The sequence below is a fragment of the Agarivorans sp. genome, assembly GCF_050295395.1.
In the GTDB taxonomy this organism is placed as follows: domain Bacteria; phylum Pseudomonadota; class Gammaproteobacteria; order Enterobacterales; family Celerinatantimonadaceae; genus Agarivorans.
Window position 1 is genome coordinate 1 of the sequence record NZ_JBNKPP010000190.1, and the last position, 15,689, is coordinate 15,689.

The 15,689-nt window shown below is 45.5% G+C and carries 15 protein-coding genes and 1 tRNA gene; 5 read left to right on the forward strand and 11 right to left on the reverse strand.

The window, feature by feature from the left end; translation table 11 throughout:
- From ACQY6Q_RS11055 to ACQY6Q_RS11070, 4 genes are all read right to left on the reverse strand, one after another.
- Positions 1-486: DUF1538 family protein (locus ACQY6Q_RS11055; RefSeq protein WP_427981368.1), on the reverse strand; the 486-nt coding region annotated here is incomplete at its 3' end.
- On the reverse strand, positions 486-1,220 hold the full coding sequence (locus ACQY6Q_RS11060) for a DUF1538 family protein (protein ID WP_427981371.1): 735 nt from the start codon (positions 1,218-1,220) through the stop codon (positions 486-488). The genes ACQY6Q_RS11055 and ACQY6Q_RS11060, both read right to left, overlap by 1 nt.
- Before the next feature lie 109 nt (positions 1,221-1,329).
- The gene (locus tag ACQY6Q_RS11065) at positions 1,330-2,217 is read right to left on the reverse strand and encodes a class I SAM-dependent methyltransferase (protein WP_427981373.1); all 888 of its coding nucleotides are present in this window, start codon (positions 2,215-2,217) and stop codon (positions 1,330-1,332) included.
- Positions 2,214-3,260 (reverse strand): AI-2E family transporter, encoded by a 1,047-nt coding sequence (locus ACQY6Q_RS11070; RefSeq protein ID WP_427981375.1) that lies wholly within the window; start codon positions 3,258-3,260, stop codon positions 2,214-2,216. Before ACQY6Q_RS11070 ends, ACQY6Q_RS11065 begins: the two co-directional genes overlap by 4 nt.
- Positions 3,261-3,355: 95 nt before the next feature.
- Between ACQY6Q_RS11070 and ACQY6Q_RS11075 the strand changes: the two genes are divergently transcribed.
- Complete coding sequence (locus ACQY6Q_RS11075) at positions 3,356-3,850, forward strand: 2-amino-4-hydroxy-6-hydroxymethyldihydropteridine diphosphokinase (protein WP_427981377.1); 495 nt, start codon at positions 3,356-3,358, stop codon at positions 3,848-3,850.
- Here the strand turns inward: ACQY6Q_RS11075 and ACQY6Q_RS11080 are convergent.
- Positions 3,797-4,507 (reverse strand): SDR family oxidoreductase, encoded by a 711-nt coding sequence (locus ACQY6Q_RS11080; protein WP_427981379.1) that lies wholly within the window; start codon positions 4,505-4,507, stop codon positions 3,797-3,799. The two genes, ACQY6Q_RS11075 and ACQY6Q_RS11080, sit on opposite strands and share 54 nt — an antisense overlap.
- 84 nt (positions 4,508-4,591) lie before the next feature.
- Between ACQY6Q_RS11080 and ACQY6Q_RS11085 the strand changes: the two genes are divergently transcribed.
- Positions 4,592-5,494 carry a TIGR01777 family oxidoreductase gene (locus ACQY6Q_RS11085; RefSeq protein ID WP_427981381.1) on the forward strand — a complete coding sequence of 301 codons (903 nt, stop codon included), beginning with the start codon at positions 4,592-4,594 and terminating at the stop codon, positions 5,492-5,494.
- Positions 5,495-5,514: 20 nt separating this feature from the next.
- Here the strand turns inward: ACQY6Q_RS11085 and ACQY6Q_RS11090 are convergent, their stop codons facing one another.
- Together ACQY6Q_RS11090 and ACQY6Q_RS11095 are read right to left on the reverse strand one after the other, a co-directional pair.
- The gene (locus ACQY6Q_RS11090) at positions 5,515-6,204 is read right to left on the reverse strand and encodes a DNA-3-methyladenine glycosylase I (protein WP_427981383.1); all 690 of its coding nucleotides are present in this window, start codon (positions 6,202-6,204) and stop codon (positions 5,515-5,517) included.
- Between the two features lie 112 nt (positions 6,205-6,316).
- On the reverse strand, positions 6,317-8,176 hold the full coding sequence (locus ACQY6Q_RS11095) for a TIGR00341 family protein (protein ID WP_427981385.1): 1,860 nt from the start codon (positions 8,174-8,176) through the stop codon (positions 6,317-6,319).
- Between the two features lie 425 nt (positions 8,177-8,601).
- On the opposite strand from ACQY6Q_RS11095, the gene ACQY6Q_RS11100 reads away from it, so the two are divergent.
- The 3 genes from ACQY6Q_RS11100 (at position 8,602) to ACQY6Q_RS11110 (ending at position 11,182) form a co-directional block, all read left to right on the forward strand.
- Positions 8,602-9,396, forward strand: coding sequence for a transporter substrate-binding domain-containing protein (locus ACQY6Q_RS11100; protein WP_055734716.1), 795 nt, complete (start codon positions 8,602-8,604; stop codon positions 9,394-9,396).
- Between the two features lie 93 nt (positions 9,397-9,489).
- Positions 9,490-10,437 (forward strand): amino acid ABC transporter permease, encoded by a 948-nt coding sequence (locus tag ACQY6Q_RS11105; RefSeq protein ID WP_427981387.1) that lies wholly within the window; start codon positions 9,490-9,492, stop codon positions 10,435-10,437.
- Between the two features lie 19 nt (positions 10,438-10,456).
- A complete protein-coding gene (locus ACQY6Q_RS11110; protein WP_427981396.1) occupies positions 10,457-11,182 on the forward strand; it encodes an amino acid ABC transporter ATP-binding protein in 726 nt (241 codons plus the stop codon).
- 54 nt (positions 11,183-11,236) lie between these two features.
- Here the strand turns inward: ACQY6Q_RS11110 and ACQY6Q_RS11115 are convergent, their stop codons facing one another.
- The 4 genes from ACQY6Q_RS11115 to ACQY6Q_RS11130 form a co-directional block, all read right to left on the reverse strand.
- Positions 11,237-12,685: an HDOD domain-containing protein gene (locus ACQY6Q_RS11115; protein WP_427981389.1), complete on the reverse strand. Its 1,449-nt coding sequence runs from the start codon at positions 12,683-12,685 to the stop codon at positions 11,237-11,239.
- Positions 12,686-12,897: 212 nt separating this feature from the next.
- Positions 12,898-12,973, reverse strand: a tRNA-Ala gene (locus tag ACQY6Q_RS11120).
- Positions 12,974-13,110: 137 nt separating this feature from the next.
- Positions 13,111-14,811: a SpoIIE family protein phosphatase gene (locus ACQY6Q_RS11125; protein ID WP_427981391.1), complete on the reverse strand. Its 1,701-nt coding sequence runs from the start codon at positions 14,809-14,811 to the stop codon at positions 13,111-13,113.
- Positions 14,811-15,122 carry an STAS domain-containing protein gene (locus ACQY6Q_RS11130; protein ID WP_427981393.1) on the reverse strand — a complete coding sequence of 104 codons (312 nt, stop codon included), beginning with the start codon at positions 15,120-15,122 and terminating at the stop codon, positions 14,811-14,813. The genes ACQY6Q_RS11125 and ACQY6Q_RS11130 overlap by 1 nt, the downstream gene beginning before the upstream one ends.
- Positions 15,123-15,689: the final 567 nt, after the last annotated feature.

Below are 15,689 nucleotides of genomic sequence, written 5' to 3' on the forward strand. Positions count from 1 at the left end.
ACCAACAACAATACGATAGCTGCCTAACGCCAGTCCAAAGGCCACCCCAAAAGCGACGGAGATGCGTAAACCACCAACCGATACCGCGCCACCCGATACATTGTTGGCCTTAATCGCCACCGCCAATAGGGAAGGTTCAGCAATCGTGGTACTAAAGCCTAAAGCAGCAGAAAAGCAGTAAATCCAAGCATAAGCCGTCCAATGCTCCGACACTACATACTCGGCACCGGGTTCAATCCCCAAAAAGCTGGCGCTAGTTAACTGCTTAGCCATTGCCTCACCTAAAGGAAACAGCGCCTGTTCCAAGCCCAATAAGAACAGCACCATACCCAATAAAACTAACAGTGTGCCCAGTAATAATTGTTTAGGGTTATGTAACGGCTGCCTTAATACTAAATATTGAAATACCAGAATGGTGAGCACTATCGGCAAGATATCACCTAGAGTACTGAACAAAACCTCCAGAAATTCAACCCATGCCAGCATCAGTACACCATCCCATACAGCAGCACAAACATGATCGGACTCTGTGAGGCAAGCGCTATCAAACCAAAACCATCAAGCAGTGGGTTTCGCCCGTTAATCGATGCCGCCAAGCCCACCCCCAGTGCCGTCACTAAGGGCACGGTAATCGTAGAGGTAGTCACTCCACCAGAATCATAAGCGATACCAATAATCTCTGGCGGGGCAAACGGGGTAAACAACACAATCAGTAAATAACCAGCAATAATGATTTGATATAAAGGCCAGCCTTTAATGATCCTCAGCACACCAACCACAATGGCGAAGCCCACCGCTACCGCCACAGTCAAACGCAAGCCAGCGGCATACTCCTGCATACTGGCTTCGCCGGGACTAATGTGCTCAGCTTGAGCAGCCACTTCAGCGGCCTCTTTTGCCACCGCAACTAACGCCGGCTCGGCAATGGTAGTACCAAAACCCAAACAAAATGCAAATACCAACAAGGCGATTAGATTTCCGCTATTAGCAAATGCATGGGCAAGGTTTTCTCCTATTGGAAATAACCCCAGGTCTAAGCCCATCACAAATAAGCTTAAACCCAGTACCACCAACAGCGTGCCGAATAAAATGTCCCATAAATTGGGTAAGCTACTATCTAAAACAACGCCTTGAAAGAATAAAATCACGATAACAATAGGAGAAATATCGCGCAGGCTTTTTACTAAAGAGGAAACAAAATGAGAAAGACGAAAGCCCATACTTGTTCCTTATATTCGCGTTTTCTAAAGGACTAATACAAGCTTAGCAGAGCTGGATAAAGACTTTGTTCGCTAGCTGAACAAAGCCTATAAATTGTGATAAGGATGCTTACTCAGCAGCGCTGTTTTGGAAAATAAGGATTTTTAGACCATCATCAGGGCTACGTTCCTGAATCGTTTGTGGAGGGGACAAACTAGACAGCAAACTCAACTGAGGAGCTTCGCTGGCTACTGCATCCATTAAAAACTGCCTGTTTAACCACGGCGCATTAAGGCATAACATGGCAATGCCCTCTGGCTGAAGCAAACTAGGTAGCTGACGAATAATGCGCGGATAATCCTTTTCCACTAAAAAGCTACCCTTTTGCATCGAAGGCGGATCGGCGATAAGCAAATCATAAGGACCGTGTTTGCGCAATTTCCCCCATGATTTAAACAAGTCATGGCCAAAAAAACGCGCCTTTTTGTCATCTAAATTATTTAAGCGCAAATTATCTCGACCAATACTTAAGGCAGCTTTGCTCATGTCAATATTCACCACCGCTTGAGCGCCACCAGCAATGGCCGCCACCGCAAAACCACAGGTATAAGAGAATAAGTTGAGCACATTCTTGTTTTGAGCATGCGCCTTTACCCACTCGCGCCCTTTGGCCATGTCAAGAAACAGGCCAAAGTTTTGGTGTTTACCTATTTCAACTTTGTAGCGCAAGCCTAATTCGGTGACTTCATCCGGCGTTTGCTGTTGCCCCCATAAGTGAGTGACAGGAGCCATGGCCTGATCGCGCTGCTGTAAAAATACCCCTTTAACTATGGGTTGCCGAGTTAAGTCCTGTAGCAACACCGACAGTAAGTCCTCACTTAAGGGGGCGTAAGCCACAATGAGCATAATCGGAGGTAACCACTCGATATTGAAAGCCTCGGCCCCCTCAATACAGCCGCCACGGCCATGTAAAACCCTTTGCGCTTGATGGTCAAGCAAAGGCAGTTCAAAACTCATCTACTCAGCTTCTCTTTTTTTAAATCATCTGGATGGCTTAGAATTCGCGAAAACCAATGCCCGCTATTACTGGATTCTAAACCAATCTTAATAATCATGGTGAGAGGGACTGACAACAACATGCCCACGCTGCCAAATAGCCAGCCCCAGAAGATCAACGATAATACCACCACTAAAGAAGAGAGACCTAAACCTCGCCCCATTATTCTCGGCTCAACGATATTCCCCATCACCAAATTCACCCCCACGTATAAACCAGCTACCGCTAAAGATTGGCTAGGCCCCAACTGTAACAAAGCCAGCAATACTGGCGGCACCGCAGCAATCAGCGAACCCACGTTGGGAATATAGTTAAGTAGAAAGGCTAAGATTCCCCACAAAATGGCATAATCTAAGTCTAATAAGCTCAGGACTATGGTGATAGGAATAGCTGTAAGTAAGCTCACTAAGGTTTTCACCGCAATGTAACTATTTACCGCCTTTAAAAACTTACTGACTTGCGACATGCGCACGTCGGGGTTATGAATCGCATCATGCAGTCGCTGCGGCATTGTGTCGGCTTCCAACAACATAAATATCGCCACCAACAAAATAATGAAAATATTAGCTGCGGCCCCACTCAAGCCAGTAAGAGTATTGGCAAATAAGCCCAAAATAATACCAGGGTCAAAATAATCGGTGACCACCCGCATCGATAGGTCTATATCGAAACGCGCAGCAAGCTCGACTAAGCCAGCTAAATGCACCAACAACTGCTCTCGGTAACCGGGAATGGAAGAGCGAAAGTCACTGATTGAACTGCCCACCACCCCAGCCAGCAGCAAGACCACACAAATAATCAGAAATAGTACGAAAAAAACCGAAACTACACGAGGAATGCGAAACCGTGAAAGAAAATTCACCACCGGGCTGGCAATAATGGCAATAAACATCGACATTAAAAATGGAATAAGTATTGGGGTCGCGGCTTTGAGTCCAGCTAATAGCACCACTAAAGCGGCGGCTGTGACTAATCCCTGACGCATAGACGTGGGTTGATTCACCACTTACTCCTACAAATAACTGATAGTGCTCAGCAGTTTAGCTTGCATCTGTGCCAGCGAAAAGGCTAAATGTGACTAAAATGCTCAGGAGAACAATGATGCTCTACTTATGCAGCCTAGGCAGTAATATCGAGCCGCTACAACATGTTCCTGTATGCGTGCGCCAGCTTTGTGAACGGATACCAGTGATCACCTTCAGCTCATTGATCGAAACTGAACCCATGGATATAGCCACAAACAATCGATTTATTAATGGCTTAGCTTGGTTTGAAAGCTCGCAGTCGGCCTCACAGCTGAAACGTTTTTTTAATCAGCTAGAAAGCCGACATGGACGGAATCGTCATGACCCACTATCTAGCTATAAAGACCGCTGTCTCGATATTGATTTAGTGCATTCGGCAACCAGCCTAGAGCAATTAAAACACGCGCCAATAGAGCCTTTTTTAAGCCGCTTACATCAACAGCTGTTTGAGCCAGAGGCGGCAATCATAGAAAACGCGCTAAGGCTAGAGATCCAACTCACTCCCCAATGGCGCCTACCACTGGGCGAGCGAGCGACCACCATCCACTTTAATCAAACACCCGGTTAAATAATCATTGTGAACCAATAAACTAATGGTTTTCCACACTGGCTCTAAACCGCCCTCTTTCGCCAACGGCGTTTGTGCTAACACCTTCTGCCGATGCTGCTGATCGTGTTCGTCTAAAAACAACATCGGGCCGGGTGCTATACCATTAACCCGCACATCGGGAGCCCAATAGCTTGCGTAAGATTGCAGCATATTGGCTAAACCAGCCTTTGAAGCACAATAAGAGCGAAACTGAGCATGAGGCTGCTCAGCATAAATATCGGTCATCATCACCACACAACCCTGAGTACGCTTTAATGCTGGATATAAGGTCTCATTAATTAACTTAGGTGCTAGCATGTGTACCATGTACATGGCATCAAACAGTTCGATTTGTTGCGCTACACTATGCTCGGCCTGATCGGCAATAAACAACGACGCGTTATGTACCAATACATCGATTCGCTCAAACCGCTGTAACTGCTGGCAAAAATCCGTAAGCTGCTGGCGCTGGCTAAAGTCAGTTTTAATTAAGGTTACCCCTAAAGCGCGTAACTGGGCTAACTCTTCACGCTCACTACGATACTGCCCAATAACCTGGTAACCGAGTTCAACAAATTGATGTGCAAGAAAAAAACCTAAGCGCCTACCAATTCCAGTGATTAAAACTGTCTTCATCTTGCTTTCCATCCTCAAAATCTCTGCTATTGTTATGTAAATCAAAGAGTAACATCACGCCCTTAAGAAGGACGGCTAACCATTATGAAAATTCTGCTCACTGGTGGCACTGGCTTTATTGGCAGCCGTTTAGTCAAACACCTGCAATTCAATCACCAACTCACCGTATTATCGCGTACGCCAATTAAAGCTTATCAAAAATTGGGGCACAATCTTCTGGCCATTCCCTCTTTAAACGACATCAACAACCTAAACGATTACGATGCGGTAATAAATTTAGCCGGAGAGCCCATCGCGAATAAGCGCTGGAGCAAACAACAAAAACAAAAAATATGTGAAAGTCGTTGGCAACTGACCTCTCAGTTAAGCACATTGTTTAAGCAAAGTGAGCAAGCACCTAACACCTTTATTAGCGGTAGCGCCATTGGTTATTACGGAGAACAGGGCCAACAAGCGGTTGACGAATCCGATGAGGTGAAAGACCAGTCTTTTCCTCACCAAGTTTGCCAAAAATGGGAACAAATTGCCTTACAAGCCGCCTCAGAACACACTCGCGTTTGCTTGTTACGAACCGGCATTGTGATTGGCATAGAAGGCGGCGCACTGGCTAAAATGTTACCCGCCTTTCGCTTGGGCTTAGGTGGCCCCATCGGCGATGGGCAACAACAAATGTCTTGGATCCACATTAGTGACATGGTGGACGCGATTATTTATCTATTAAATAACAAACACTGTCAGGGCGTATATAACTTAACCTCACCGCAACCGGTAAGTAATCTAGAGTTTAGTCAGTCTCTAGCTCATCAATTAAAACGCCCCTGTTTATTGCGCACCCCAACATGGCTGCTGAACGGAGCGCTAGGAGAGATGGCGAGCCTTATCACCGGCGGACAAAAAGTACTGCCTTCACGACTGCTTAACGATGGTTTTAACTTCCGCTACACCGAGCTTGAGCATGCGCTAAGAGAAATATTACTGCGTAACTGAAGCTCATAAACAAAACAGGCTCATAGGTGATTTTCACCTATTGAGTAAGCCAGTGTTTGACTGAGTACCGCCAGGGGTAAACCACTCTGTAGTTGCCAACCATTAAACACCTGTTGCACCGCATTTAACCCTTTAATACTGGTAGGTGCCTTGGTCACAACTCCACGACTGACTAAATACGCCACCACATCATTGGATAAAATAAAGGTATCCTTGCCCATTCTGCGCAGGGCATAAGCTGCTGAATTCCCCCCCAAACGGGCTCCGTGTTGTTTTAAATAACGCCATAAACCAACAATATTCTCGCTAGGCCACGTCGCGATGAACTGGGCAAAACTGCCATGCTCAGCGGCAAGGTCTAACATCATCTGGGCATTAGCTGGCACCGTAATAATTTTTTGTCGATTACGAATGATACTGGAGTCAGTACATAAACGTTCGATATGGCTGTCATCCAATAACACCATCTTTTCCGGTGCGAAGTCGAAAAAAGCCCGCTCAAAATCAGGCCACTTATTTTCTACCACCCGCCAAACAAAACCCGATTGGAAAATCACTTTAGTCAGCATCGATAACCAGCGGTCGTCTGACACGGCGGCTAAATACTCGGTGCTTAAAGGAGGCGTTAATAAGTGCTGTAAAGCGGCGTCGCCACCTTTACGCTCGGCCGCTCGCTGCCAAATCGTAGAAAAATCTTCAACCAAAACCATTATTCCTTAAAATATTTAATCGCTTATAGCTATTCGCATTATTCTAAACTTAGCTAGCAACAAAGGAAAATCAACCCACTCTAAGAAGCCACTCAGTCGCCTCAAACATGACTTAACGGCGAATAATAATCGACGCTTCTAGGGTAACCGACCGCCCTAGTTGCTGCTCAATGTTTTGCTTAAGTTCATCTAGCTGCCGATTAGTCAAAGCATCTTCGCTAAGCAATTGCACCCGAAGGACTAAGGGCTCAACGCCGCGCGCCTGTACCGTTCTCAGTAAGATTTGATTAAACGTTTTTCCCTGGAGCCGCTGCACAATCTTCGCTTCTTCTGATAAGCGGCTAAAACTAAAAAATAGCGGTACACTCACTAAAGTCACCGCCACCAGCGCCATGGCTAAGCCTTTTTTAGCCCGAGTAAAGGGCGCAAAACCCAAGGCTAAAAAACACACGGCGGCAGAAAAAACGATGCCTGCAAGGTTAGTAAGAAACAACAAAAACGCTCCCCTGGCCACACTAAGGTCTAGCCAGCCCAAACCAATTCCGGTCACGGCTAAGGGCGGCACTAAAGCAACGGCAATAGCCACTCCGGCTAAACTTTTAGCGGCATCAATGCGAGCATGAGCGTAAGCCCCGGCTATACCAGAAATAATCGCCACTCCCAAATCAAGCAAGTTTGGGCTCATTCTTGCCGCAATTTCTGGGGTAATTAGCTCCATGGGAATAATAAAACTGGCCCCGGTAGCAAAAACCAGCGCTACACAAAGCCCTACAACTAAGGTAAAGCTACTGGCAGTAGTTAAACTAGGGTCTTGCCGAGTGAGCGCCATTGACAATGAAATAATTGGCGCCATTAAAGGTGCCAGTATCATCGCTCCGATGATCACCGGGGCTGAGCTGGCATAGAGACCAATAGTAGCCAGCAAGGTCGATAAAATCATCAGCGTAATAAAAGCCGGAGTGATGCGCGCGTTGTCTCGTAATAACTGGTAAAGCTCTTTAAACTCTTCTGTCGCGGCGTGGGCAATCCACGGCAAAGGTTTTTCTGCTAAACCTTTCACCGCTTCACCTTCTGGCAGTTGGCCCATTTTCCGGCTCTCTTTTTGCGCCACTACATCGTTTTGATAAACCAGAGTCTTACTCGGCAACAAGCGTAGCTTTCTATGTTCACAGCGCAACTCTAAGTGCATGGCTTGGTTTTCTACTCCATCCAAGCAGTAAGCAAATGGCCGTTCTGAATTAAGGGTCAAGGACTTGGATTTAATTAATCCAAGAAAAGGCGGTTTTCTCACCACCCGACCAAACAAGGCTATCAATAAGAAACGACACATTTCCATGATGCTTCTGGGGGCAATAAACATGCTTTCCAACATGCCATCGTTACAATGAGTCTCAGGCAAGATCCGCTTAGACAGCATCGAGCCATGGGCATGCTCAATCACCACCACGCCCACCACCGCAGTAGCAAACCGGGTTTCACCAGCAGTTTCTATGGATAGCTTTAAGGGTTTAATTTGACCGATTTTGCCAATATTTAGCCAAGTTTGCTTTAGCCGCTCCCGCCAAGGCGCATTGTGTCCGCCCGGACGTAAATTAAAGCTATGCCCCAACACTAAATGATTCAGAACTAACTGCTGGTTACAACGCAGTAGATCAACGGCTAGCGGCTGCGCTTGTTGATAGTCTTTAATCGCCGCCTCAAGGCTGCTGAGTAAACTAAAGCCACGCCGAGCATTACTGGCTAGCGGATGAGGCAATATCGCCACCAGCCACTGTTGTTGCATGGCCACATCTATTACTCTCGCCAATGCGGCATCACTCAAATAACAATACACTAAACTGTTGGCATCTAACTGCGGAGGCTGCTGTTGCTGCCATGATTTGGGTAATACCACTTGCTCAAACAAGGGTACAATCTTAGTGCTCACTAACTCACTGTCATTTGTTTCAAACAGTAAAAAACTATCAGCCATTGCGCTTCCCTAGCTATCCTTACTCTCCACAGCATGAAGCTTGACCCAATAAAGTGCAAGCTCAGTAAGCCCCAAGCCCTCCTAGGGCCGCCAAGGAAAGCTGTTCTATTCAACTAAGCCGTTAAACCTGCGTTTAATCGTTAAGGCCTGATGAAAAAATTTGGCCTTCTGCATATTACTGCTCAGGCTAAGCGCGAGCGTCAACAAATCCTTATACGACGGGCATTTAGACGTCCATGCGGCTATATCAGCAAGCGAAAATGACTAACAAAGCGACTACTTTGTGGTAAAACACCGCTATTTTTCCTTAGTCGATTCTGCTATAACTTGCCTGAAACACTGAGGATTAACTCTATTCTGCGAGGATTGTGCAGAATATGACCTCAAAAAAATTATAAGTAACAACAAACACAACAAGGACTATTATGAAACGTGTCATTCAATCTGCGCTTGCCGCAGTCGCACTCTTATCCAGTGCAGCATTCGCTCAGCAAACTCTGCTACAAGAAATTACTGAATCGGGTGAATTACGTACCTGTTTTGATGCTGGTTATATGCCCTTTGAAATGAAAGCCAAAAATGGCCAATTTATTGGCTTTGACGTTGATTTAGGCAAACAAATGGCGCGAGCTATGGGCGTAAAATACGTCCCAGTTAACACCGCTTGGGATGGTATTATCCCTACATTACTCACCGGTAAATGTCACCTAATCATGGGCGGTATGACCATCACTCCACAACGTAACATGCAAGTTAACTTTGCTGACCCTTACGTAGTTATTGGCCAATCAATTCTGCTAAGCCCTAAATTAGAAGGTAAAGTAAGCTCTTACCGCGACCTAAACAGCGAAGAGTTTACCGTAGTGACCAAATTAGGTACCACGGGTGAAGGCGCCATTAAACGTTACCTACCAAAAGCTAAAGTGAACCTGTTTGAAACCCAATCTGAAGCGGTTCTTGAAGTGACCAACGGCAAAGCCGATGCCTTCATCTACGACCTACCATTCAATGCTATCTACGCAGCTGAGCACCAAGGTCAATTAGTTCACCTAGACCAACCTTTCACCTTTGAACCTTTAGGATGGGCAGTTCGCCAAGGCGACCCTGACTTCTTAAACTTTTTAAATGGCTACCTTCGCCAAATTAAAGGTGATGGCACCTACGAGCGCATTTATGACAAATGGTTCAAAGATGATGCTTGGTTAAAACAAGTTCAATAGTAAGACTCAAGTGGCTGCCTTGCAGCCACTTTGCTTTATCACTGAGTGCTTAACCAGTAATAAAGTAAAACTTAAATTAAAAAAGAGCTTCAGATGCAAACTCAAGCAAGCAAATTATTGTGGAATGGTGTTTTTGTCGCCATTTTACTTAGCCTGTGTGGCCTTATTTATCTTTCCGGTGAGAAGATCGACTACAACTGGAACTGGCAGCGCGTTGTTCCTTACATCGTTAATAACGAAGCCTCCAGCATTACCGCCCCACAAGATGGCAGTATCGTTAAGACTGCGGCCGGTAAGCTGAAATTAGTTTCCGACAGCGGTCAGGTATTAGTCGACCTAGCTAAATATGAAAACATCAGCGTCTATGAAGGCGACCTGGTGTTCGAAGGCGACCAACTGGCCGCTTCAGAGCATTGGCGAATCGGTCCGCTTACCGAAGGCTTAATAGTTACCATCAAAATTTCTGTTTGGTCGCTGTTTTTCGCTATTTTGCTCGGCTTAATTATTGGCTTAATGCGGATAGCCAGTAACCCAGCCTTACATAAATTAGCAGTTACCTACATCGAGATTATTCGCGGTACCCCATTGCTGGTACAAATATTCATTGTTTATTTTTTCATCGGCACGGTTTTCGATATAGAACGTTTCACTGCGGGGGTAATCGCGCTATCGGTGTTTACCGCCGCCTACGTTGCCGAAATTATTCGCTCAGGCATTCAGTCTATTCCGAAAGGACAAATGGAAGCTGCTCGCTCACTGGGCATGAATTACCCGCAGGCGATGATTAATGTCATCTTGCCGCAGGCCTTTAAGCGCACCTTGCCGCCGATGGCTGGCCAGTTTATTAACTTAATTAAAGACTCATCTTTGGTCTCGGTTATCTCTATTACCGACTTAACCAAAGCGGGCCGAGAAGTGGTTAGCGGTAGCTTTGCCCCCTTCGAAGTATGGTTTACCGTGGCTTTGCTGTATCTCGTACTAACTAGCAGCCTATCTTGGGCCATTCAACGCTTAGAAAAGAGGTTAGCCGCCAGTGACTAAAAATTACCAAGGCAACGACATGATCGTTGCAAAAGATATTAACAAGATTTACCCCAATGGCTGTCACGCCTTAAAAAACGTCTCGGCCACCGTTTCGCGTGGCGAAGTAGTGGTTATTGTTGGCCCTTCGGGCTCAGGTAAGTCGACCTTTTTGCGTACGCTCAATCAACTAGAAACCATCAGCAGCGGTTCGATCCACATCGATGGTACAGACATGTATGCCAAAGACACCAATATCAATACCCTACGCGAAGAAGTGGGCATGGTATTCCAAAACTTTAACTTGTTCCCACATAAAACGGCGCTAGGCAACGTCATGCTTGCCCCGTTAAAAGTCGCCAAGCGCAGCAAGCAACAAGCAGAGGATGAAGCCAAGGCTCTATTGCTTAAAGTTGGTCTAGCCGATCGTATGAACAACTATCCTTCCCACTTGTCTGGTGGTCAACAGCAGCGGGTAGCCATTGCACGCGCATTGGCCATGCAACCCAATATCATGTTATTTGATGAGCCCACCTCCGCACTTGACCCAGAAATGGTAGGCGAAGTGCTAGACGTAATGAAAGGCCTAGCCAAAGATGGCATGACCATGGTGGTGGTTACTCATGAAATGGGCTTTGCCCGAGAAGTGGCTGACCGAGTGCTATTTATGGAAGATGGAGAGCTATTAGTCGAGGCATCGCCTGATGACTTCTTTGACAAGCCTAGCCACCCAAGGTTAAAGCAATTCCTATCAATGGTGCTCTAAATACCTAATCAGGGAGCTGGTCTCCCTGAAATTTGCTTGCTCTCCCTCACTACACTAACGATTAAGCCTTAACACTACCGACAAACATAAATCGGTTTGCTGAGCAAAATGAGTAAACATATCAAAGTCTTCTTGGCTTAACTTAGCTTGATCGGCGATGCTATCGGCGTAAATCAATGCAATACAACGACCTTCTATTACGATTGGAGCCAGAAAAAAAGCTTGGCCTTTAGTAATACGACGAATTTGATTATTGATTAAAGAAGCCCAGCGCTGATGTTGTGGCCCCTTGTACCAAATCGGCTTACGTTCTTTATAGGCGGTGCTAAAGATAGTCTCTGCGCCCACTAAGCTTAGTTTAAAATCCTGCTTATCTTGCTCTGGACTCTCGCTGGTAACAAAGCGCGGTAATAAATAATCATAACTGGGGTTAACCATTAATACCATCACCCGCTCTAGGCCAATTCCACGCTGTATACCTTCCATCGCGGTATGAATTACCAAATTGAGATCAGGTGTCTCAGTCGCCACCAGAGTGAGCTCTCGCAATAGTTGCAGCTGCAGGCTTTGCTTACTTTGGGCAGGAGCTTGTTCTTCCTCCACCGCATCGCTTGTCTGCTTGCTACCATGATCAAGGTAGGGTTCTAATACTCCAGCGCCATAAGAGCGCGCCAATTGCAAGGTTTCATCGGTACATTTAATTACCATCCGCTGTACCTCAGGCAATGGTAACTTCATCTGTTCGGCAATGCCTTTCAGGCTTTTCTTGCGCGCAGCGTCATCTTCTTCAACCATGGCTTGGCTAAACTGATGCGCCAGATGAATGCTTCGCAGCTCAGGAGTGCGAGTATTAGGGTCACCTAAGGATTTCACCAACATCGAGCCCATATTCCAATTGCTGGCCAAGCCTACGCTGAGCTGTTCAAAGCGGGTACCTAATAATTGATAAACCACATCACCACTAGGCTCAGAAGATTGCGTGAGTAATTCATCGAGTTGCTCGGTGATTTGTCCACCCATGGTCCAAAATGCCACTTCACCGAGATTATGCAATAGCGCCGCAATATACACCTCTTCCTGAGTATCTTCGGCGTAGCCTTTAAGCATCATTTTCGCTAACCTGGCGGCATGAAATGAGCGCGCCATTAACATTAATACCCGTTGGTACACGGCTTCGCTGATATTTTTATTGTTCAGTAAGCTGTCGATCATCCTCGCGGTAATACAAATTCGCTTGAGTTGATCGTAACCCAGAATAACCGCGGCTCGGCTAACGGTAGTTATTTGATTATTACTGCGATTGTAGTTAACGCTATTAACAACTCTTAAAATCCGAGAAGTTAAACCGTGATCATGTAATACCGACTGTCCAAGAATAGCTAAGGAAGAGGTTTCATCTTGGGCGATTTTTTCCAACAGCCGAACCGTCGCAGCTAAAGCCGGTAACTCATGTTTACTGATTTTCTCCAACCACTGTTGGGTACCATAGGTGCTTTTATTCATTATTCTGTAAATTTACCGACTTTACCTAGTAGTATGGCTGTATATGCCCCGATTGTTCCACTAACTGCGGTTAATTTGTTAGATAAGTCAAGCTATTACTAACAATAAGAACATTAAAAAAGGCCTAAATAAGCCCAAAGTGCTAAACAACTAAAAAACAGGCAATAGCGTATTTCAAGCTAACTTGAAACAAACTAATAGAGATAGGAAATTGGTGGAGCTACGCGGGATCGAACCGCGGACCTCTTGCATGCCATGCAAGCGCTCTCCCAGCTGAGCTATAGCCCCAAGTCACACTATCTTCGAGCACTAAATCCCGAAAACGAGCAGGATTCTAAGCAGCCTAGAGATGACTGTCAACCGTTTTTATGAAGAAACAGCTCACTTGCTCAATTAGCCAACAATTAACGGCTTTTTATGCAAAATTACTCGCTTTGGCAGCAATATACCGCCTTGGCTCTGCTGCCATTTTCGCTAAATGACAGTTGCTGGCACAAACTACGCACAATATGCAATCCGCGACCATAATAGTAACTTTGCTTGGCTTGCTTAATTACTTCAGCCTCATCAAAACCCACACCACTATCTGCAATATCAATAGTAAATATGCCGTTCCCACTACCATCATAACAAATCGCCAGTCTCACCCAGCCTTGCTTGAGTTGTTCAAGCCGCTGTTTACGCAAACGATAATATGTCTCAAAGCCTTCGGCAGAATGCTTCATCGAGGAGTCCAACTGCAACACACCATGCTCAAAAGCGTTGTTAAATAATTCCCCCACCACCGTGAACAAAGTATTTCGGTCCACTTGATTGGTTTTTAATTCGTCTAGGGTATTCATAAACAAAGGCACTGGATTTATAGCCTTAAGGCTCAGCGCATCGAGTGTTAATTGCCATTGCCACTGTGCCTTAGCCAATGGGCGGGCCGCATAATTTTGATCTAATAGAGCCTGAGGCTTGGCCAGTAAATTGGGTATTTCGACCAAGCTGATATCATCAGCCTGCTCAGCCCCCTGACAAAACTCGCCTAAACACTGTTGCACCGCCGCAATATAAGAGCTTTGCTCAACTTTGGCACTCAGGGCCTGCAATAAACGGGCTTCTCCAAACATCTCTCCAGCTTGGTTAAGCGCATCTAATACACCGTCGCTAAATAACAAGACATGATCATAAGGCGTCCAGGCGAAGGAGCTAAAATGAATGTCTATCTCCGCTTGAATTCCCAGCGCGATGGAGTTGGCTGGTACCCGTTGTCGCAGCACATGTTGCTGCCCGTCAACAATCAGCAGATCGGGCATGCCTCCGTTCCAAACGCGAACGCTTTTTTGCTGAAAGGAAAGTTCCACAAAAGTGGCAGCTAAAAACATTCCAGTGGGCAGCAAACGGTATAAACGGTGGTTAATCTGCTGCAATAAGGCTTCGCCAGAATAACCTTTACGGGTCATGTTTCGAAAAATCTCTGCCACTGGCATAGCACCAATCGCGGCACGTAAACCATGCCCAGTAAAGTCACCCAATAAAGTATAAATGTCACCGTTCGGGCGATACTCTGCAAACACCACATCCCCAGAAAAAGTGGACGCACTATTTAACCAAATCAGTAGCTCTTGGTCGGCACATTGAGAATTGGCAATGGCACCACTGAGTATGCGCTCAGCCAGAATTTCTTCTTGCTGCCTATGGGTTTCCAATAGGCTAATTTTTTGATGTAACGCGCTAATTCGCTCAAAGCCCAAGGCCTTCGCTTTAAGCACGGAGTGATCTACCGGCTTAAAAAGAATATCATCGCCGCCGCAAGCAATACACTTAACAGCTGCATCGACTTCATTGAGGGCGGTAATAAAAATAACCGGAATAAAACGAGAGCCGCTCAAACGCTTAATTTCACTCGCTGCTTGGTATCCGTCCATCACCGGCATGTACACATCAAGGAAAACAATATCGATGGGGTGCTGCTTGAACAAAGCAATGGCCTGTTGCCCATTTTCAGCACTAAATACCTGATAGCCAAGTTCGCTAAGCACTTCACTCAACAACAAGCGGTGCACAAACACATCATCGGCAACTAAGGCATTCCCCTTAACCGCGCGACTTAAAAACGCAGCACTCTCCGTGTCTTTCACTAATTCTCGATTTTTAGCAATTTATCAAAATTAGCTATCTCCAGTATTTTTAACACCGCTGGTGAGGGCTTACTCACCGTCAGGGCAAGTGCTTGGCATTTTTCAGCATGCTCTTTTAATAACAGCATCATACCTAAGGCGGAGCTATCCATATACTCGGCTCGACTGAGGTCTAATACTAACTGCAAACCTTCAATAGCAACGTGCTCATAACAAGCCCTGAAATCACGATGCAACGAATAGTCAAAACGCCCTGTCACACTGATAATTAATTGGCCAGACTGTTGATTCAACAGACTACTAATAGACATTGTACCTCCTCCTTAAGCTACAGCGACTAAGCCCTAAATAAGTTATCAATAACTAGTAAAGCATTAAAAAATATTGAATCAAACCATTAGTTATAAAAATATCATTATCTTTTAGTAACTAGCCCGCTTCTTCTGAGAAACAGGTGGATGCCATGAAGCTCACATTTATTTGTTCAACCATGCTCTTTTACTGACCATGAAACACTAAATAAATGCGAACTATCAAGAACTTTTATCATTAAAAACTTGCTTAAAAAAAGTTATGTGAGCCAATTCATAGTAATGACTTAGGCGCTTCGGGCAAGATGAGCCAACATCAAATACGGATAGGGAAGCAGATGGGTATTAAACTACAAGTACAGTTCTTACTAGCACTCGGCTTTTTAATCGCGGCCTGTGGCAGCATGCTGTTAGTATAGATTTTCAGAATTAATAAAAAAGCCAACTCTAAGAGTTGGCTTTTTTACTTTTGTTAGTGCTTACCAAGTCGCTTTATAAGCGCGGTAGGCTTTATCTAATGATTTCGCTTGCTTCTTACTCACACCAATTTGGTTAAGCGCAAAACGT